The sequence below is a fragment of the Exiguobacterium sp. HVEsp1 genome (assembly GCF_002009685.1).
Taxonomy (GTDB): Bacteria; Bacillota; Bacilli; order Exiguobacteriales; family Exiguobacteriaceae; genus Exiguobacterium; species Exiguobacterium profundum.
Genome location: NZ_KV917367.1, coordinates 2672189 through 2691181, shown reverse-complemented (window position 1 = coordinate 2691181; position 18993 = coordinate 2672189). Strand labels below are relative to the sequence as shown.

Sequence of the window (18993 nt, the reverse complement as noted above, 5' to 3'; positions counted from 1 at the left end):
TCATATTCAGTGTAAACGTTTGCACTAATTTCAGGAAGGAAGTGACGGAGAGCGGAAACGCTCGAATGTATGCGCCTATTCGAAGAAAATCATGTGTACCAGTCGTGGATGAGACCAAAAGCAAGAGAAGGGGCAATCGTACAAGGAAGCTGTTATCGCTTCACCGTATTGACGAGTCAGTTGATTCGAATGGAATATGCGGAGGACGGTGTCTTTGAAGACCGCGCCACCCAAGTGGCGTGGAATCGGGAATTTGACGTTCCACAATTCCGAGTGATTGAAGATGAGACAGAACTCCAAATCATCACCGAACATGTCCATTTGTATTATACGAAAGGTCCGTTCGCGCCGAACACGCTCTACGTGGACGTGAAAGGGAACTTTAGCACGTATTATAGCCGCTACATGTTCAACGGTCCGGAGCGGACGCTGAAAGGGACGGCGCGGACGCTCGACCATGTGGACGGGGCGACGGAGTTAGAAGAAGGGATCCTCTCCAAACAAGGGTATGCGATCATAGATGATTCATCCTCGTTTTTGATGACAGATGATCGCTTCGTCGAGCCGCGACGAAAAGGGATCCATGACATTTACTACTTCGGATATGGTCATGACTATAAACAGGCACTTCGAGACTTTTACACGTTGACGGGTCCGACGCCGATGCTCCCTCGTAAAGCGCTCGGGAACTGGTGGAGCCGCTACTGGCGATACGACGAAAAGGAGTATAAGGCGTTAATGCGCCGTTTCAAGTCAGAAGATGTCCCGTTCTCGGTCAGTGTCATCGATATGGACTGGCACGTGACGGACATTCCCGAAGAGTACGGGAGTGGTTGGACGGGCTATTCGTGGAACAAAAACTTGTTTCCCGAACCGAAGCGTTTCCTTAACTGGCTAAAGGATGAGGGAATGATGGTGACGTTGAACCTGCATCCCGCGGACGGTGTCCGTGCGTTTGAAGATCAGTACGTGGCGATGGCCGAGGCCATGGGCGTCGAACCGGAATCGGGGGACCGAATCCCATTCGATTTTTCAGACAAACGATTCATTCAAGCATATTTTGAGCAGATGCATCATCCACATGAGGCGGATGGCGTTGATTTTTGGTGGATCGATTGGCAACAAGGGTCGACCTCGAAGATGGAAGGACTCGATCCGCTATGGATGCTGAATCATTATCATGCCATCGACATCGCCCGTGACGGCAAACGCCCGCTCATTTTCTCTCGTTACGCCGGACCAGGGAGCCACCGTTACCCGGTCGGATTTTCAGGAGACACGATCATCTCGTGGGCCTCGCTCGCCTTCCAGCCGTATTTTACAGCGACAGCGACAAACATCGGTTACGGTTGGTGGAGTCACGACATCGGAGGGCATCATCGTGGGAAAAAAGACGATGAGCTCGCCGCGCGTTGGGTCGCATACGGGGTGTTCAGTCCAATCATGCGCCTCCACTCGACGTTCAGCACCTTCAACGGGAAAGAGCCTTGGCGTTTCGGGATCGAAGCCGAACAGTCGATGAAGCGATTCTTACGTCTGCGTCACGAGCTCATTCCTTATCTATACACGATGAATTATCGTAACCATGCCAATGCGTTACCGCTCGTGCTGCCGATGTATATCGAACATCCCGATGACGAAGCGGCTTATCAAGTGCCGAATCAGTTTTATTTTGGCAGTGAACTCATTGTGTCCCCGATTGTCACGCCGATGGACCGAAAGCTCCACGTCGCCGGAACGAATGTCTGGCTGCCAAAAGGAGAATGGTTTGACTTATTCACAGGACATCGTTACGAAGGCGACAAGTCGATTCGTGTGTTCCGTGGACTCGATGGACAACCGGTCTTCGCCAAAGCGGGTGCCATCGTTCCCCTCATGCCGCATCAACCGCATGCGAACGAGACGGGAAACCCGAGCGAGCTAGAAGTACTCGTCTTTCCAGGTGCCTCGAACACGTTCACGATGTACGAAGATGACGGGGAAAGCCGGGATTATGAGACAGGTGCCTCACTTGAAACGACGTTCACGCTCGACTGGGAAGCGCGGACGCTACACATCGAGATGTCAGGAGACCTGACCCTCGTTCCGGCGAAGCGGACATTGACCGTTCTTGTTCGAGGCGTTGTCGGGGAAGGGGACTATGACGCTGAGACGCAGACGTTACACATCCCGATTGGTGAATTGAAGCAGGAGCAGACGGTGACGCTCCCCGTCGATGTGACACAGAACGCCCATCGACTTGACCGTCTCTATCGATTATTAGATCGCGCGGAAATCGCCTACGATTTGAAAGATCGGTTGTACCAGATGGCGACGACGAAGACGCGTCTCGAGGCCTGGCTGTTTGACCTCCATGCGTTAGAACTCGATCGAGATTTGCAAGACGCGCTATTAGAACTGATGTTGGACTGAAAAGGGGGGAGACCCCCTTTTGTCATGTCAGAAAACTGTCGGTTTTTGAAAGCGGTATCATTCTGAATCCATTTATACTTAAGGTAGGGGATTTAACTAGAAATGAGGGGATACAGATGCGACATAAGTGGACGATTGATGATTTACGGCAGTTGACACTGTTTGCGAACTGTTCGAGTCGAGCGCTTGAACAGCTCGTCCCGCACGTCTATTGCCGAACGTATCGAAAAGGACAGCTCCTATTCATGGAAGGAGACCCGCGAGAGCGCGTGTATTTCTTAATGAGTGGATACATCAGACTTGAACGGATGAACGAGCATGCGACGCATCAATATGCGGACTACGTGAAGCCCAAACAGTTCTTTCCGTACAATGGTTTGTTCACGGAGGAAGACTACCGTCATACGGCAGAAGCGGTGACGGATATTGACGTCATCTATATCCCGACCGACCGATTCGAGCGGTTTGTATCCACACAGTCGAACATGCTGCTTTATATCATTGGACAGATGAATCGTATTTTAGATTTACATGAACGACGTGTCCAAGAGATCATTACCCCGAGCGCGAAAGAACGTGTACTCAATACCATCCATTTTTTGATTGAAGATTTAGGTGAACCGGATGAGCAAGGGGTACGTGTCCGCTGTCCGTTCACGGCGATGGAACTATCTCGTCTATCTGGAACGTCTCGAGAGACGGTTTCTACGATTTTAGCGAAGCTTCGCAAAGAAGAGGTGCTTCGAATGGATGACCACCAACTTGTAATCGGGCATCCTGAATACTTTGAGCAAGACTTCGATTGACGCCACTCAGGAGAGGGCGTCTTTTGCATGTCGGAACGAGCGGAGCGTTCGCTTCAAGACGTGTCATATTGTATAATTAGTGATGAATCTCACAAAGCAATCGGATTGTGAATAGAGAAAGGATGAATGCAGTGAAACGACTGCAAGCCCTTGCGTTCGCCGAGCGAGGTCACATCATCGGACTCGTGTTATCCGCGGTCATGATTGGACTATCGATTTTGGCGCAAGCGTATTTAATCGTCGACATCGTCGACCGAATCTTTTTAAAAGATGAATCATTTGAAACCATCATTCCGGCGTTGCTTTGGCTCGTCGTCGCCCTATTGGCACGAGCACTTTTTGGATACGTCTCCGGACGAATCGGAGCGAGTTTATCGGAAAAAGCGAAACGGGCGTTACGTCTGCAATTACTAGATCGCTATGCCACGAGCCCGGTCGAGTCCTCTTTGACGGGACAATCTGGGAAGAAGGTCAGTGTGTTCATGGATGCTGTTGACGAGGTTGACGCCTACTTCAGTCAATATTGGCCACAAGTGATTCAAACCTCGATTATCCCGCTTCTGATTTTGGTTGTCGTCTTCAGCCAACATTGGATTTCAGGTGTCATCATGATGGTGACGGCACCGTTTATCCCTTTGTTCTTTATTATCATCGGGATTGCGACACAGAAAAAATCTGAGGAACAGATGGAGAAGATGAATCAATTTTCCGGAAAGTTTTTGGATGTCTTACAGGGTTTGACGACACTTAAACTCTACAATCGGACCGAACAAGAAGCGAAAGCGATTGAGAAGAGCAGTCTCGACTTTCGGGATGCGACGATGGTCGTCTTAAAGACGGCATTCTTATCTGGCCTCATGTTGGAATTCATCTCCATGCTCAGCACCGGCGTTGTAGCACTGGAAGTCGCGCTACAGATGGTCGTTTGGGAGAACCTGACGTTCTTCTCAGGATTCTTGATTCTTGTGTTGGCGCCAGAGTATTACTTGGCCATCAAAGACCTGGGCAGTGCCTTTCATACGGGACGTGGCAGTATGGGCGCAGCAGACCGAATCTTTGACGTATTAGACGCCCCGGATGATCGCATTCAGTGGGGGACAAAGTCGCTTCGTTCACGGACACCGGACCTCGAGCTTGAAGAGATATCGTTTGAGTACGCTGGTGGACGCTTTTCCCTTCAGCCATTGAGTGGTCGCATCTCGTCCGGCACCCACCTTGCGTTAGTCGGCGCGAGCGGTTCCGGGAAGACGACTGTCCTTAACGTGATCTCAGGACTTTTGCAGGTGAAATCAGGGCGCGTCCTCGTGGATGGCGAACCTTTGCATACGTATGAGGAATCTGCCTGGTATGGAAATATTGCGTATATCTCTCAAAACCCGTATCTGTTCGCCGGGACACTCGCCGAAAACATTGCTTTAGGTGAAGTAGCTGACGAGAGTGCGTTACTCGAAGCAGCCGAGGCAGCTGGACTATCCGAGGTGATTGACCAGTTGCCGAACGGGATCTGGACAGAACTCGGAGAAGGTGGATTTGGACTATCCGGTGGGGAACGGCAGCGCCTTGCACTCGCACGTGCTTTCTTTAAGCGACCTGGTATTTTATTGTTTGATGAACCGACGACCGGTCTCGATTTGAAAACAGAGCGGATTGTCAGACGCTCGATTGAAGAGCTGTCAAAAGGTGCAACGTTAATCACGGTTGCGCATCGTCTGCATACAATCAAAGAGGCAGACACGATTTGGTTCATGGATGATGGGAAGCGAATCGCAGAAGGGACGCATGAAGTGTTACTCGCTGTCCCGGAGTATGCAGAACTGTTTGCACTTCAGAAAGGGGTGAGCCGATGAACTCGCTTTGGACCATCACAAAATGGATGATGCGCGAGAAGAAAGACATTCTTCTCTCCATCTTCTTTGGATATGCGGCAGGGATTGCAGCGGTCGCCCTCTTCGCGGCAAGTGGCTATCTCGTATCACGGGCAGGGCTCGTCCCGCCACTGTATGCACTCATGGTACCGGTTGTCTTAATTAAACTGTTCGGTGTCATCCGGGCAGGAAGCCGTTATCGGGAACGCCTCGCCTCACACCGGGCGACGTTTACGATTTTAAGTGAGTTGCGCGTCCGGTTTTATCGTCAGTTAGAGCCGCTCGTTCCGTCCATCTTTGCGAAATATCGGAGCGGCGATTTGCTCGCACGCGTCGTCGGGGACGTTGAGAGTCTTCAAAACTACTTCCTTCGCGTGTTTTATCCACCGATCATTCTCGTACTCGTCTTTTTGAGTACCATCTTCTTTGTCACCTTCTTCTCGTTTGCGGTCAGCCTATGGATTTTGTTTGGTGTACTCGTTACAGGATTCTTGATTCCGCTCGGATTTGCACGAATTCGTGCCCGTCATGACGAGACGATTCGTGGATTGCGTGGAGATGTGTCGATTCAATTGACAGAGATGCTGTTCGGATACCGGGATTTAAAACTTCATCACCAACTTGACCGCACGAAACAAGCTGTCTATTCGCACAGTGAGCGTTACATGGAGGCAGAGCGGAAAGACACGACGAATCAGTTCTTCAATTCGGCGCTCGTCGTTGCCGCTTCCTTACTCGTCTCATGGGGCGTCTTGGCCATCGGTGCGTATCAGGTGGTAAATGGAGACCTGAACGGGTTGTTCTTGGCAATGCTGATCATGATGTCGCTCACAGCGTTTGAGAATACGACGCCGATGGCCGTGTTCCCCGGTCACTTTGCAGACAGCAAGCAAGCAGCGGATCGTTTGTTTGAAGTGACGGAGCCGAGTGAAACGATTGAGGCGCGTGAGGCGAAACGTCAAGACGTGACGTTTACGGATGCACCGTCCATTTCATTTGACCATGTTCGCTATCGTTATCCGGATACGTATCGAGATGTCATCGATGAGGTGACGTTACACATTCCAAGTGGTTCGAAGACGGTCATCGTGGGACCGAGCGGGTCAGGGAAGTCGACCTTACTTCAACTGCTCTTGGCTTTCGTTCGGACGGAAGACGGCACGATTCGGTTGGATGAGTACAACGTGAACGATGTCAAACAGACAGCCATTTGGCAACATGCGAGCGTTGTTTTGCAAGACAATCATTTCTTTTATGGAACTGTACGGGACAACTTGGCGTTAGCCGGTGACTTCACAGATGAAGAGATGAGCGTAGCGCTTGAGCGGGTCCGTTTGGCGTTCACGCTAGACGAACCGGTCCTTGAGAAAGGGGCGAACTTGTCAGGTGGAGAACGCCAACGCCTGGCCATCGCACGAGCACTTCTTAAAAACGGACTTCTCTGGTTGCTCGATGAACCGACATCGGCACTCGATGCAGGAACGGAGGCCCATGTCTTTTCTGAATTGTTACAGCAAGCCGGAACAGGCACACTCATTCTCATCAGTCACCGTTTGACGGGTCTCGAAACGTTTGATCAGATTATCGTTATGGAAGCCGGAAGAATTGTTGAGGTCGGTTCTTATGAGGAACTGATGACGAAACGTGGCATGTTCTATGAATTGAAACAAATCGAGCAAGAAGTGTTCGCATCATGAAAAAGACGAGCAGCCCCGTCGGTGGGCTGCTCGTCTTGCTTTTGGCAAATATGGGTGCAACAAATGGGGGTTGTCGCAATGCTTTCAAAAAGAGTGTCGTGGAGGGGAATCCACGTGACGTGATATGTTTGGGGAACGTGCACGTCAAGCTTTTGGGAAGCTACAACTAAAGTATAGTTGATAACGATTCTCATTGTCAATGAGAATAATGAAAAAAATCCATACGTGCGAACACGTATGGATTGGGTCTTCAATTAGTTCGAGGCTACGCCTTTTTGAACCGTGAATCGAATCAAACTGAACAAGTATCTCGTGAAGAAGAGAGCGAACGCATAGAATAGCGCAATGAACGGTGACTGAAGATCAATCCCCGGAATGTTCATCAAGAACTCCAATACGAGAATAGAGAGTAAGAATACGTAGAGAGCGGCATCTAAATAAAGTGGCATGAGACGATCGCGTTGATGCCAAAATGTGCGGACGAGTGGAGCCACGGTCATCCCGATGATCCGTTCCGCAAAGCCGATACTGAGAACGGCGATGATGAATGCTGGGATCGTGTTAAAGCTCACCAAATCCGAGAACACGAAACCTGAAATCAACAAGAGCGGACCGATGATAATCATCATCGAAAGTGAGGTCCGGAAGAAAATCCACATGTTGTTCTGAATCGAACGAATCCCCCCGATTGCCGATTGTTGAAGTGTCTTTCCACGTCTATAGTCAATCGCGAACGAGCCGATAAACATAATTCCAAATAAAGATAACAAAACTGACATGAACGATGTTTCCCCTTTTCTGAATAAATCACGATGTATCGATCTGAATCAAAGTCTAGCCTAGTTTAACGATTCATTTCGAGAAAGTAAAGCGAGAAAACGCGCTCAAGTGTGAAGAGTTTGACACATTAAGAGGCGAGGATGAAACGATTTCGACCGGACTCTTTTGCGTGATATAACGCTTCATCTGCATGTTTTAACACACTGTCGATTTCAATATCATTCGAATGGCAAGCTCCAAGCGAAACAGTGATGTGGAGCGTACCGGCACTCGTCTCGAACGGGAACGTTGAAACCTTTTCTCGAATAGATTCAGCAAGCTGCGATACTTCTTCTCGATTAGCATGGGGCATGACGATTAAAAATTCTTCGCCGCCGAAGCGACCGACTAAATGGCGCTCATTGCTCTCATTCACGAGGAGCATGCCGAGCTCGCGCAAAACATCATCTCCGACGTCGTGACCGTATGTGTCATTCACCCGTTTGAAATGATCGATGTCGACCAAAATCAATGCGTATTCTTCTGCCTCGACCGTCAAGTTGGCCATGGCTTCGTTCAAGAGACGCCGATTGGCAATCCCGGTGAGCGCATCTGTACGCGCTAGTTGCTGTTGATGTTGGACGTTCTCAAAGTGACGGCGTAGTTCGAGCAGTAATCGATAGGCGGCGCAAGCTCCCCCGTAAGACATTAACATGTAGACGATTAAGACGGGGTAGAACAAGTTTAGTGGAAGCGCGGCATAAAGCGCTGCCCCAAAAATGGCAATACTGATCGTAGTGAATACGAGCAAAGTAGGCCGAGTATTATCCATGGGTTTCCGTAAAAGACTTGTTAAGACAACTAACGTAACTATTGTGGCGATGGCTAGATAGAGACCGAGCATGGTACCGTCTGTAAAGAACAGAACTAGGGAACGACCGATTAATAATATGATACCTGCGACAGCACCACTCACCCATCCCCCGAATAGAACGGCAAGCAAAACGGGAATATTACGTAGGTCGATGAGTATCCCTTCGAGCGGTAAGGCATTTACCAAAAGGAGGATGGCAATCAATCCGGTCTGTACCCCGAGTAAAACCCTTCCTTTCAAAGGAGACTGTGGAGTTAAACGAGGTCGATTGCGAAACGGTAAAAAGGAAATCGTGAAGAGCGTGAACAAGATACACAGGTTGATAAAGAACGCATTAATGATTGTGAGCATCGAGGCTCCCCCTTATCCCGTATGGAAATATTTAGTTACAGTATATAGCATCTAGTTGGAAACAGACAGGAATAACCTGCTTGCGGAAAGAAGCTCTCTTGAATGACTATTCAAGCAAATCGTCTTGGAATCCTTTTGGATTTATTCAAGTTCTTCTCATCTTTTAGAACTTTCGTTATGGAAAATCGAAAGTTTGGTATGATAAGAGAAAAGGAGGACTGTCCGTGCGTTACTGGGATCATTTTAAGCGAGCGTTTATTCCGATTGCGCTCATTTTGATTGGATTAGCGATCTTTTATACTTTATCAGCTCGAGATAACATGGTGTTGACGCTTTTAGGGGCTGCGATTGTTGGAGTCATCTTATTTTTGGTGATGCGTCATGTGAATCAGGTGGAAGAGGACTGAAGCGAGAACACATTTTGTGGTTCTCGTTTTTTGTTGTCTTGCCACATTTTTGGGTACACTACAAAGTAAGGAGGGATTTATCATGGCAAAAGCTACATTTGCGGGAGGCTGTTTCTGGTGCATGGTCAAACCGTTTCATAAATATGAGGGAGTGGAGCGTGTCATTTCTGGATATACAGGAGGACATGTCGACAACCCGACGTATCAACAAGTCTGTTCGGAGACGACAGGACATTTAGAGGCGGTTGAAATCACATTTGATCCAGAAGTCATTTCGTATGAGGAGTTGCTACGCATCTATTGGCGTCAAATCGACCCGACAGATGGCGGAGGGCAGTTCAATGACCGCGGTGAATCGTACCGTCCAGCCATCTTCTATCATTCAGAAGAGCAACAGGCTGCAGCGGAGCGTTCGAAACAGGAAGTGGAAGATTCGGGTCGCTTCGATCGTTCGATTGAAGTCGATATCCGCTCTGCGAAAACGTTCTGGGAAGCGGAAGACTATCATCAAGACTACTATAAAAAAAATCCGTTCCGCTATGAGATGTACCGTGTCGGTTCAGGACGCGCGAAGTTCATCAAAGAGGCATGGAGCGATCGTAAACAACAACAAGCACTTCGTGAACGCTTGACACCGATGCAGTATAAAGTGACGCAAGAAAACGGGACAGAGCCACCGTTTCAAAATGAATATTGGGATGAAGAACGAGAAGGGCTGTACGTGGATATCGTTGACGGGACACCACTCTTCACATCGCACGATAAGTTTCAGTCGAATTGCGGATGGCCGAGCTTCTCACGTCCAATCGAGGAGAAGCGCGTCGATTTGAACATGGACACGACGCATCACATGGTACGGACAGAAGTCCGTTCAAAACAAGGGGACAGTCACCTTGGTCACGTGTTTGATGACGGTCCAAAAGAGCTTGGTGGCTTACGCTATTGCATCAACTCGGCCGCTCTCCGATTCGTTCCTGTAGAAGAGCTTGAAGAGGCGGGGTACGGGGAATATAAACACTTATTCAACAAGTGAAGGGGAGAGCCGTATGTTCACAGCCGTCAAACAACAAATTCGGTGCGAGACGATTGGGACCGTCCTTGATTTTTACGACCAGTCGATTCGACAGCTTTCGGAAGAGGCGAGACAAGAGAAGTACGCGAAGATGAGTTCAAGCCCGTTCTCGTTCTTTCGAGGGAGCTCACACTTGTTCTACTACGATTTTGCGAAAGTACCGATCGCCTTTGACACAGGTCCTGACCATCCGACGTTCATTCAAGGAGACTTACACTTTGAAAATTTCGGTGTGTTCGAAGACGGGGCCGGTACCATCATCTATGACGTGAACGACTTTGATGAGGCGTATATCGGGTCCTATCTGTTCGATTTGTTGCGGATGGCGGTCTCTGTCGATTTGTTCGCCGCCGAGTCAGGATTCGACGGCAAGGCAGCCATTCAAGCGTTTGCTAAGTCCTATGCCAAAGCCATTGAAAAACATGCGCTTGGATGGAGTGAGCATATTCAATTCACGAAAGAGAATACGTGTAAAGCGGTCAAAAAAGTCATTAAAAAAGCGGAGAAGAAGAAAGATGAATTCATGTCCGAACGGACGGAGGTACGGGACGAGGAACGTTATTTTTCGACGAGTGACGACCTGCTTCCCGTCTCTTCAGAAGTACGTGAGAAAATTGAAGCGGCATGGGGCGATTATCTGTCTTCTTTGTCAAATCAACACCGACATCATGCCGATCACTATGAAATCAAAGATATCGCCATCAAACTTCAAAGCGGAACGGCTTCTATCGGATTAGAACGCTACTATATTTTGATTGAAGGTGCCGATGAAGAGCATGATGAAGATGTCATTTTAGAGATGAAACAAGCACAATCTGCCGTCCCGTCTCTCTTTCTTCCGACACATCCGCTGTTTGAAAACGGATTGTCGCATCAAGGCGCTCGTGTCGTCGCTGCGCAACGGGCAATGGTCCACAGTCGTGACCCGTATCTCGGCTATTTGACGATTGACGACAAAGAATATTATGTGAGGCAACGTTCTCCGTATAAGCGAAAAGTGAAAGCGAAACATATGAAAGATGAGACGTCGCTCATTGAGACGTTGAAGGTGCAAGCGCAAATCACGGCGAAGATTCATGCACGGGCCGATGCGACCTCCAATGTGCTCGATTATACGGCAAGCGAACGAATCGCGGCGGCAATCGGTGACTCTCCGTCCCTGTTTATTCGACAGTTATCGAGATGGGCTGATTTTTATGCAAATCAAGTTCGTTTTGATTATGACGCCTTTTTAAACTGGGTCGAGTCAAGGAATCGTTAAGGAACTTGCGAATTGAGGATGAAATCCTGCACAATGGAAGCGTAAAGGATGTGTACGGACTATGATTACAGAACAACAAGTCATCGCCCAAATGCGTCAGGTGATGACACAGATTGAGTCGTCAACCGGCGAAGCGCAAAAGCGTCATTTGGCAAAGTTAATGGGTTTTTGTGAACTCTTGTTAGCGGAGACGTCTGAAGCAAAAAGCGTTGGGGCATCACAGTCCCCGACCGTGACAAGTGAAACGAAACCTCCGCTTGATCGTCAGATGGCCGCTTTTCTCGGGATTCCCATGGAAGAAGACGAACAACCTAAATCCGATTCATTGCTCGATTTTTGAACCACATGTGATGCACATGTGGTTTTTTTGTGGATTCATTTTCATTGACTTAAATACCATAGGGGGTATAATGGGTACAAGAAACGAAATGCAAATGGAGGCGTGAATATGTTGGACTTTCTTTTTGTGGCAGTCGTCATTGGGCTTGTGTATTTCTGGTGGAGTCGTCGAAACAATATAAAAACAGTCTCGACGGATGATTTAAAACGAAGAATCGCAGAAGAACGGAACATTCAATTGTTGGACGTACGTGAGCCGCATGAATACAGCGGGGGACATATCAAGCAAGCGAAAAATGTACCTTTATCCGGATTCGGTAATGCTCAAGCGAAATATCCGAAAGAAAAAGAGCGTCCAGTCTATGTTATCTGTCAGAGCGGGATGCGTAGCCAACGCGCGGCAGCGATGCTGAAGAGTGCCGGATATACCGACGTTTATTCTGTAAAGGGTGGAATGAACTTCTGGCGTGGATAATAGATGCGACTGGACGAATCGGTTCAGTCGTTTTTTGTCACCACGTTTTCTCTTTTGCATTTTCGGGGATTCTGCTACGGTAAGGAGAGAGTGAAAGAGAGGAGATCAATCCAATGGCAGTAATTTTATTTGATATCGATGGCACGTTAGTAGATACGACCGGGCCGATGACGAAGGCGATTCATGAGGCACTCGAGGAGCTTCCTCATCTTCCGAAACCGAGTGAAGAGGCGGTCCGTTCAGGATACGGCTTGGCAGGTAACGCGTTTTGGGAGCATGTCATCCCAGAAGCGACGCTTGAGGAGATTCGTCTCATTCGAAGACTCCGTCATACGACGCTTGAGCAAACGATGGAAGGGCAAAATGTCTTATTTGACGGAATTCGTGAGATGTTAGAGACGCTTCACGAGCAAGGTCATACGCTGACGACAGCGAGTAACTGCGGTGTTCATTACATGAATTTGATTTTAGATACGCAACAGATTCGTCCATATATGACGGCACCCGAATGTTTAGAATCTGTTGGGGGCGAGAAGAAGGCAGACATTCTGACAGCGCATCGTGTCCGGCACGGAGAAGCGGACTATATTATGGTCGGCGATCGTAAATCGGATGTCGAGGCGGCTCGTGCCCATGACTTCCCCGTTGTCTTGACAGGATTCGGGTTCGGTAATGAAGAAGAGTGGGCACTTGCAGATCATGTGATTCAATCTCCACACGATTTAGTCGAGTGGGTCAACCGATAAGAAAAGGCTTGTCGCATATGTCGACAAGCCTTTTGTATACCTACAATTACAACCCGAGTGAGATGTATTTTACTTCTAAAAATTCCTCGATGCCGTGATGTCCACCCTCACGGCCGAGTCCGCTCTCTTTCCAACCACCGAACGGCGCTTGCGGCGTTGACGGAAGTCCGTCATTCACACCGACAATCCCGTACTCCAACGATTCAGCTAAATAGACCGCTTCATTGATGTCTTGCGTGAACAGGTAAGCGGCTAAGCCAAATGGCGTGTTGTTCGCCCGTTTGATGACTTCATCGAGTGAATCGAACGTCGCAATCGGTGCGACAGGTCCGAACGTCTCTTCGTTCATGCAGAGCATGTCTTCATTCGCGTAACGAATGACGGCAGGACGGATGAACAAGCCGTCTAGCACCTCACCACCGTACACTTCACCGCCACGAATCTGTGCGTCCTCAATATGCTTTTCGACTTTACTGAGCGCATCGTCATCGATGAGCGGACCGATGTCGACACCTTCCTCTAGTCCGTTGCCGACTTTCAACGCTTCGACTTCTTTAATGAAACGCTCCGAGAATTCATCGACGACGGCGCGTTCGACATAGATTCGGTTCGCGCAGACGCACGTCTGTCCACCGTTTCGGAACTTTGTGGCGACCGCTTGCGGAACAGCCTTATCTAAATCCGCTTTGGCCGTGACGATGAGCGGGGCATGTCCACCGAGTTCGAGTGAAATCTTTTTCATCGTGTCCGCAGCGTCACGCATGAGCATTTTTCCGACTTCCGTTGATCCTGTGAACGTCAATTTTCGGACCCGTTTATCTTGTTGCCACGCTTTGACGATATCTGAAGCTTGTCCAGTGACAAGGTTGATGACCCCTTTTGGGAATCCGGCCTTCTCCGCTAATTTGACCAATTCGATGGCGGTCAACGGGGTCGCCGATGCTGGTTTCATGACGACCGTACAGCCTGCAGCGAGCGCCGGAGCGACTTTCCGTGTGATCATGGCAGCCGGGAAGTTCCAAGGTGTGATGGCTGCGATGACGCCCACCGGTTGTTTGATGGCAAAGATTCGTTTCTGGTTTGATGAAGCAGGAATCGTCTCTCCGTACACGCGTCGTCCTTCTGCTGCATACCAGTCGATGAATCCATTTGCATAGTTGATTTCACCGATTGCTTCCTTGAGCGGTTTCCCTTGTTCCTCGACCATCGTTCGGGCAAGCTCTTCTGTATGTTCTGCAATCAAATGATGCCACTCATTGAGTAGCTTCCCTCGTTCTTCTGCTGTTTTTTGTTGCCATTCTTGTAACGCCTCATGTGCAGCATCGACGGCTTGTGTCGCTTCTTGTGTATCACTTTTTGTCACGACGGCCATCACATTGCCTGTAGCCGGATTGCGTACCTCGATCGTTTGTCCCGTTTCTGTCCATTCCCCATTAATGAAATTTTTCTCTTCTCGCATCTTGATTTCCCCTTTCCAAAAAGTGCACAGTTAATTAGAGGATACCCGTTTTTCTGAAACGCACACAAATTTCCAAAAAATGAGGGGATACTATGTGGATCATCATCATTGGCTATTTAGTCGGAAGTCTGCTCGGGGGCAGACTGTATGGGGTGCTAAGTGGACATGATTTAGCGACAACTGGTTCGAAGAATACCGGTGCACGCAATGCGCATCGCATCGGTGGAGTGAAGGCGTTTCTCATCGTCTATGGATTCGACGTGCTCAAGACGATTCTCGTCCTACAGATGAGTGGATTGTATTTTTGGGAGACGGCGTTCGCACTCACGCTCGGGCATATTTATCCATTTTGGCGAATCCGTGCGGGTGGGAAGGGATATGCCGTTTTTTCTGGAATCATATGGGCATATGACCCGTGGTGGTTTATTGGGAGTCTTGCTATCTTGTTACTCTTAATCAAATTAACAGGGAACTCTCGCGAGACGGGACTGGTCATGCTCATTTTACTTCCGCTCGCTGCACTTTGGAATGTCGAAAATGTCATCTGGGCCACGCTGATTACGATTCTTATTATCTATCATCATGTGAAGGAGGAAAAAGCATGATTGTGTACCGAAAAGCCGAAATATCAGATTTTGAAGCGATACATCGGTTGAATTACGAAACATTCGTCGAAGAGATTCCGCAACATCCACCGAATCCGGAAAGGCGACTTGTCGACAAGTTTCACGAAGAAAATACATATTGGATTGGAGAAGTGGATGGGGAAGTGGTCGCCATGTGTGCGTTACGTGGTAAACGACCATTTTCATTGGAACAAAAGGGTGTGCGCATTCCTGAAGGGAATTGGCTCGAGATTCGTCTGCTCGCTGTGACTAAACCTTATCGGCGCAATCGAACGTTCGCTGGATTGATGCGTGCGGTTATCGATGATGCGACAGAGCGTGAGGTTGATGGCATCGTCATCAGTGGAACGACACGTGAACAAGTGCTCTATCGTCGATTTGGGTTTGTCCCATTTGCGGATCCAATCGGTCCTGAGGAAGCACGATATGTGCCGATGGTGTTAACGCGTTCGGCTTTTTATGAATCCAAATCAGCGTCGATTCTACGCCCGAAAAGTTTGCTAGCAGGACCCGTTGAATGTTCGGACCGTGTGAGAGAACGACTCTCGATGCAGCCGCGCCCACATCGTTCAAACGAAACGGGACGAGTGCTTGAAGCGGTACAACGAAAACTGGCGGAACGAATCGGACTCCCTCATGTCTATACGCTCCTTGGAAGCGGGACGGTCGCTAACGATGCGGTCGCGGCTCGATTGGATGGACACGGCCTCATTTTCAATGCGGGTGAATTTGGAGAACGCTTGATTGACCATGCACAGCGTGTCGGTCTGTCTTTTGACGTGGTCGCAGTGGACCAAGAGGGACAATGGGATATTTCGCAACTTGAGCGCATTGCACCAGACTGGGTATGGACGGTTCATTGCGAGACATCGTTAGGGATTTTCATCAACCTCGAACCGCTCCATACATGGCAAGGCGTTGTCGCCATTGATGCGATCAGTGCCGTCGGAACGCTCGTTTATGACTATTCATTTGCGGACTACGTGACCTTCTCTTCAGGAAAGGCGTTACGGAACGCCCCGGGTCTCGCGTTCGTCGCAATGAAGCATCCGGCGATTGCGACACCACATACAGCGCGCTATTTGGATCTATCCCTCTATCAACCGATTGCCTTCACACAATCGGAACCGCTTCTTTCAGCGATGGCGATCGCGCTGGATGAGTTGACAGAAGATGAAGTCGTTTCACATTCTGTAAAGATGAATACGTTGCTTAATGCCTTACAAGAGAACGGTTTAACGGTCGATGTGTGTCCTGCTCAGTCACCTGGCGTCATCACGATTCCAGTTCCGTGCGAGCTATCCTCGGTCGAGCTCGGGCGCCAACTGTCCTACCAAGGCTATCTCGTCCAGTATGAGAGTGGCTACTTAAAGCAGGCGAACGTCATTCAAGTATCGACCATGGGTTGGACGACACCTCGCATGATGCGTGACGTCGGTGCTTATATCGCACAATGGATTCAACAAAAAACCGCCACTGTTGAGAGTGACGGTACGCTTATACTCGAAAGTCTTGGCGTGCCAAATGACGAATCTTTCGTCCGAGGCGTCTCCAATTGAAATAAGCTAAAACGGAGACGACGCCACCTGACCAGAAGAGCCATTCATCCGGTCGAATATAGCCGAGTAGGCCGACGAGCAAACCGAGCAAGATGACGATGGCATTGAACGTCTGACGGTGCAAGAGTTCCTTGGATTCTAGAGTTCGTTGGAACATGGCTTGCTCCGACAGACGTTTTCGTGTCGGTTCTTTTAAGTAATTATCCAGAAGTGGAGGAACGTTTAACAGTTTCTTCGCGTAGTTGATTCCGGTCTTCACGTAACGATTTTGAAGCGTTGTCCCGTCTTCCTCGAGCCATTCGATGACAATCGGTTTACCGAGTGTGAACAGGTCGATTTTCGGATCGAGGATTTGCAGGATCCCGAGCAAGGTCGAGGCGGCCCGACCGAAGAAGGCAAATTCTGCCGGGAGCTGAATCGGTTCGTTTTTGACGAGCAATTGAATGTCCTGTAACACCTTCTCAATCAATTTCGTATCGACGGTATCGATGTCCGTTTCTAGGTAGAAAGTGACCGCTTTCTCTAGTGCTTGGCGAATGTTTTGTTTGTTTGCCGTCGGTAAGAGGAAGCGCAAGTCTTCTAATCCATCGACGATGCTATCATAGTCGAGCGAGATGAATGCCTGTAAGATATTCCGAATCGTGGCCATGTCTTGCGCCGTTGTCTGTCCGACCATACCGAAATCGAGTAAGATGATGATGCCATCGGCTCGAATTTGGACGTTTCCGGGGTGTGGATCGGCATGGAACTGCCCACCAAACAATAGCTGTTCGGCAGCGAGTGTGAAGAGTCGTTCAGCTAGGGCGGAACGGTCGATTCCATTTTCTTTTAAAAAGGCGAGGTCAGTGATTCGGCGTGCGTCGACCCAGTCCATCGTCAAGACGCGGTTCGTACAGAGATGTTCGTGATAGTCCGGGATGTAAACGTCTCGGTTATCGGCGTATTTGGCTTTAAAATACAGGGCGTTTTTTAATTCAGTTTGGAAATTTAGTTCATCCCCGATGACAAAAATCATTTGGCGATATAAGCTATCTAAGTCGGTTGATTTAGCGAGGGATGTCCGCTTTAACATCGATGTAACAATCCGCATCGCACGGAAGTCGGTCCGGATGATTTTTTCGATATTCGGACGCTGGATTTTGATGGCGACCCGTTTGCCGTTTTCAAGAAGCGTGGCACCATATACTTCCCCGATGGAAGCCGAGGCGACGGCGTCGATGCCGACGTCTTTGACGACTTGGGTATATGGGACGCCCCATTCTGCCTCTAGAATCGCGCGCGACTTCTCCCAACCAGACGTCGGGACACGGTCGACGAGCTCTGACAGCTCGTTCAAGACGGCGGGTGGTAGCAAGTCTGCACGAATTGATAAGAATTGTCCGAGTTTGATTAACAAGCCCTCGAGTCGTAGCGCGTTACGCTTATACTCACGCGCGAGCTTGAGCATGAGTGCTTCATATTCTTCTGTCGTGGCGACGCCTTGTTGTTGTTTGCGTGAAAAGGCGTACAGCCGAATGATGAATCGGGCGAACATGGTGACGATAATCCATATGCGGAACAAAGCGATACGTTTCATTGTAATACCGACATCCTTTACGACAGTCGCACGACTGACCTGAATTTTTGTAACTATACTTTACCATACAATGCGTTGAAGAAAGGGCAAGGGATGTTCATGGAGTGGGAATTGCTCAACGTCGTCGGAACGATTGCGTTCGCGGCGAGCGGAGCCATCATTGCGATGGATGAAAAATACGATATTTTTGGGGTGTGGTTACTGGCGTTTATCACTGCCTTCGGAGGTGGCGCGATCCGAAACGTCCTATTAGGCAACCCCGTCAGCTTAATTTGGCAACAGAATGATTTATTTATTTTATGTTTTCTGGTCGCACTCCTCATCTTCCTGCTCCCGAGTGTCGTATTGCCACATTGGGAACGCTGGGGTGTCATTGTCGACGCCATTGGTCTCGTCGCTTTTGCCTTTCAAGGGGCGCAGGTCGCAATCAAGCTTGATTTACCTTTATCTGCTGCGATTGCGGCGGCTGTCTTGACTGGCGTTGGCGGAGGTGTGGTCCGGGACTTATTGGCAGGACGTAAGCCTCTCGTCTTACAATCTGAGGTGTATGCGATTTGGGCGATTCTCATTGCGGTCATTACGTATTACTTCAAGCTCGAAGGCGGTCTTGCTGTGTACGCGCTTTTAATTGTCGTCGCGACACTTCGAGTGATATCCTACTATCGGAAGTGGAATTTACCAGCACGAAAAGTCAGATAAGGGGGAACGG

Annotated in this window: 17 protein-coding genes; 13 read left to right on the top strand and 4 right to left on the bottom strand. The window is 49.1% G+C overall.

The annotated features are described in order from the left end of the window. Window positions 1–69: 69 nt before the first annotated feature. The 4 genes from BV910_RS13710 (at window position 70) to cydC (ending at window position 6780) form a co-directional block, all read left to right on the top strand. Complete coding sequence (locus tag BV910_RS13710) at window positions 70–2412, top strand: glycoside hydrolase family 31 protein (protein WP_078147773.1); 2343 nt, start codon at window positions 70–72, stop codon at window positions 2410–2412. Between the two features lie 116 nt (window positions 2413–2528). Further along, on the top strand, window positions 2529–3218 hold the full coding sequence (locus BV910_RS13705; RefSeq protein WP_074035511.1) for a Crp/Fnr family transcriptional regulator: 690 nt from the start codon (window positions 2529–2531) through the stop codon (window positions 3216–3218). Window positions 3219–3340: 122 nt separating this feature from the next. Next, window positions 3341–5065 (top strand): thiol reductant ABC exporter subunit CydD, encoded by a 1725-nt coding sequence (cydD, locus tag BV910_RS13700; protein WP_078147772.1) that lies wholly within the window; start codon window positions 3341–3343, stop codon window positions 5063–5065. Further along, a complete protein-coding gene (cydC, locus tag BV910_RS13695; protein WP_078147771.1) occupies window positions 5062–6780 on the top strand; it encodes a thiol reductant ABC exporter subunit CydC in 1719 nt (572 codons plus the stop codon). The genes cydD and cydC overlap by 4 nt, the downstream gene beginning before the upstream one ends. A 254-nt stretch (window positions 6781–7034) precedes the next feature. Here the strand turns inward: cydC and BV910_RS13690 are convergent, their stop codons facing one another. Both BV910_RS13690 and BV910_RS13685 read right to left on the bottom strand, forming a co-directional pair. Then, window positions 7035–7559, bottom strand: coding sequence for a hypothetical protein (locus tag BV910_RS13690; RefSeq protein ID WP_078147770.1), 525 nt, complete (start codon window positions 7557–7559; stop codon window positions 7035–7037). A gap of 128 nt (window positions 7560–7687) precedes the next feature. Next, a complete protein-coding gene (locus BV910_RS13685; RefSeq protein WP_078147769.1) occupies window positions 7688–8764 on the bottom strand; it encodes a diguanylate cyclase in 1077 nt (358 codons plus the stop codon). A 224-nt stretch (window positions 8765–8988) separates the two neighbouring features. Between BV910_RS13685 and BV910_RS13680 the strand changes: the two genes are divergently transcribed. The 6 genes from BV910_RS13680 (at window position 8989) to BV910_RS13655 (ending at window position 13064) form a co-directional block, all read left to right on the top strand. Then, on the top strand, window positions 8989–9171 hold the full coding sequence (locus BV910_RS13680) for a hypothetical protein (protein WP_031422036.1): 183 nt from the start codon (window positions 8989–8991) through the stop codon (window positions 9169–9171). An 82-nt stretch (window positions 9172–9253) separates the two neighbouring features. Beyond that, complete coding sequence (msrA, locus tag BV910_RS13675) at window positions 9254–10204, top strand: peptide-methionine (S)-S-oxide reductase MsrA (RefSeq protein ID WP_078147768.1); 951 nt, start codon at window positions 9254–9256, stop codon at window positions 10202–10204. Window positions 10205–10217: 13 nt separating this feature from the next. Beyond that, the gene (locus BV910_RS13670) at window positions 10218–11504 is read left to right on the top strand and encodes a DUF2252 domain-containing protein (protein ID WP_078147767.1); all 1287 of its coding nucleotides are present in this window, start codon (window positions 10218–10220) and stop codon (window positions 11502–11504) included. Between the two features lie 61 nt (window positions 11505–11565). After that, the gene (locus BV910_RS13665; protein ID WP_078147766.1) at window positions 11566–11844 is read left to right on the top strand and encodes a DUF5327 family protein; all 279 of its coding nucleotides are present in this window, start codon (window positions 11566–11568) and stop codon (window positions 11842–11844) included. Between the two features lie 108 nt (window positions 11845–11952). Further along, entirely contained in the window at window positions 11953–12318 is a 366-nt protein-coding gene (locus BV910_RS13660; protein WP_078147765.1) for a rhodanese-like domain-containing protein, read from the top strand. Window positions 12319–12431: 113 nt separating this feature from the next. After that, the gene (locus BV910_RS13655; protein WP_031422042.1) at window positions 12432–13064 is read left to right on the top strand and encodes an HAD family hydrolase; all 633 of its coding nucleotides are present in this window, start codon (window positions 12432–12434) and stop codon (window positions 13062–13064) included. A gap of 46 nt (window positions 13065–13110) precedes the next feature. Here BV910_RS13655 and BV910_RS13650 read toward each other — a convergent pair whose 3' ends face one another. Next, complete coding sequence (locus BV910_RS13650) at window positions 13111–14523, bottom strand: NAD-dependent succinate-semialdehyde dehydrogenase (RefSeq protein WP_078147764.1); 1413 nt, start codon at window positions 14521–14523, stop codon at window positions 13111–13113. 92 nt (window positions 14524–14615) lie between these two features. On the opposite strand from BV910_RS13650, the gene BV910_RS13645 reads away from it, so the two are divergent. Together BV910_RS13645 and BV910_RS13640 are read left to right on the top strand one after the other, a co-directional pair. Further along, entirely contained in the window at window positions 14616–15128 is a 513-nt protein-coding gene (locus BV910_RS13645) for a glycerol-3-phosphate acyltransferase (protein WP_078147763.1), read from the top strand. After that, on the top strand, window positions 15125–16708 hold the full coding sequence (locus BV910_RS13640) for a GNAT family N-acetyltransferase (RefSeq protein ID WP_078147762.1): 1584 nt from the start codon (window positions 15125–15127) through the stop codon (window positions 16706–16708). Before BV910_RS13645 ends, BV910_RS13640 begins: the two co-directional genes overlap by 4 nt. Here BV910_RS13640 and BV910_RS13635 read toward each other — a convergent pair. Then, on the bottom strand, window positions 16647–18284 hold the full coding sequence (locus BV910_RS13635; protein ID WP_078147761.1) for an ABC1 kinase family protein: 1638 nt from the start codon (window positions 18282–18284) through the stop codon (window positions 16647–16649). The two genes, BV910_RS13640 and BV910_RS13635, sit on opposite strands and share 62 nt — an antisense overlap. A gap of 93 nt (window positions 18285–18377) precedes the next feature. On the opposite strand from BV910_RS13635, the gene BV910_RS13630 reads away from it, so the two are divergent. Further along, the gene (locus BV910_RS13630) at window positions 18378–18983 is read left to right on the top strand and encodes a trimeric intracellular cation channel family protein (protein ID WP_012727503.1); all 606 of its coding nucleotides are present in this window, start codon (window positions 18378–18380) and stop codon (window positions 18981–18983) included. Window positions 18984–18993: the final 10 nt, after the last annotated feature.

Coding starts and splice junctions, on each gene's coding strand:
- BV910_RS13710 (WP_078147773.1), top strand. CDS start 70: ATGCGCCTATTCGAAGAAAATCATGTGTACCAGTCGTGGATGAGACCA.
- BV910_RS13705 (WP_074035511.1), top strand. CDS start 2,529: ATGCGACATAAGTGGACGATTGATGATTTACGGCAGTTGACACTGTTT.
- cydD (WP_078147772.1), top strand. CDS start 3,341: ATGAATGCAGTGAAACGACTGCAAGCCCTTGCGTTCGCCGAGCGAGGT.
- cydC (WP_078147771.1), top strand. CDS start 5,062: ATGAACTCGCTTTGGACCATCACAAAATGGATGATGCGCGAGAAGAAA.
- BV910_RS13690 (WP_078147770.1), bottom strand. CDS start 7,559: ATGTCAGTTTTGTTATCTTTATTTGGAATTATGTTTATCGGCTCGTTC.
- BV910_RS13685 (WP_078147769.1), bottom strand. CDS start 8,764: ATGCTCACAATCATTAATGCGTTCTTTATCAACCTGTGTATCTTGTTC.
- msrA (WP_078147768.1), top strand. CDS start 9,254: ATGGCAAAAGCTACATTTGCGGGAGGCTGTTTCTGGTGCATGGTCAAA.
- BV910_RS13670 (WP_078147767.1), top strand. CDS start 10,218: ATGTTCACAGCCGTCAAACAACAAATTCGGTGCGAGACGATTGGGACC.
- BV910_RS13665 (WP_078147766.1), top strand. CDS start 11,566: ATGATTACAGAACAACAAGTCATCGCCCAAATGCGTCAGGTGATGACA.
- BV910_RS13660 (WP_078147765.1), top strand. CDS start 11,953: ATGTTGGACTTTCTTTTTGTGGCAGTCGTCATTGGGCTTGTGTATTTC.
- BV910_RS13655 (WP_031422042.1), top strand. CDS start 12,432: ATGGCAGTAATTTTATTTGATATCGATGGCACGTTAGTAGATACGACC.
- BV910_RS13650 (WP_078147764.1), bottom strand. CDS start 14,523: ATGCGAGAAGAGAAAAATTTCATTAATGGGGAATGGACAGAAACGGGA.
- BV910_RS13645 (WP_078147763.1), top strand. CDS start 14,616: ATGTGGATCATCATCATTGGCTATTTAGTCGGAAGTCTGCTCGGGGGC.
- BV910_RS13640 (WP_078147762.1), top strand. CDS start 15,125: ATGATTGTGTACCGAAAAGCCGAAATATCAGATTTTGAAGCGATACAT.
- BV910_RS13635 (WP_078147761.1), bottom strand. CDS start 18,284: ATGAAACGTATCGCTTTGTTCCGCATATGGATTATCGTCACCATGTTC.
- BV910_RS13630 (WP_012727503.1), top strand. CDS start 18,378: ATGTTCATGGAGTGGGAATTGCTCAACGTCGTCGGAACGATTGCGTTC.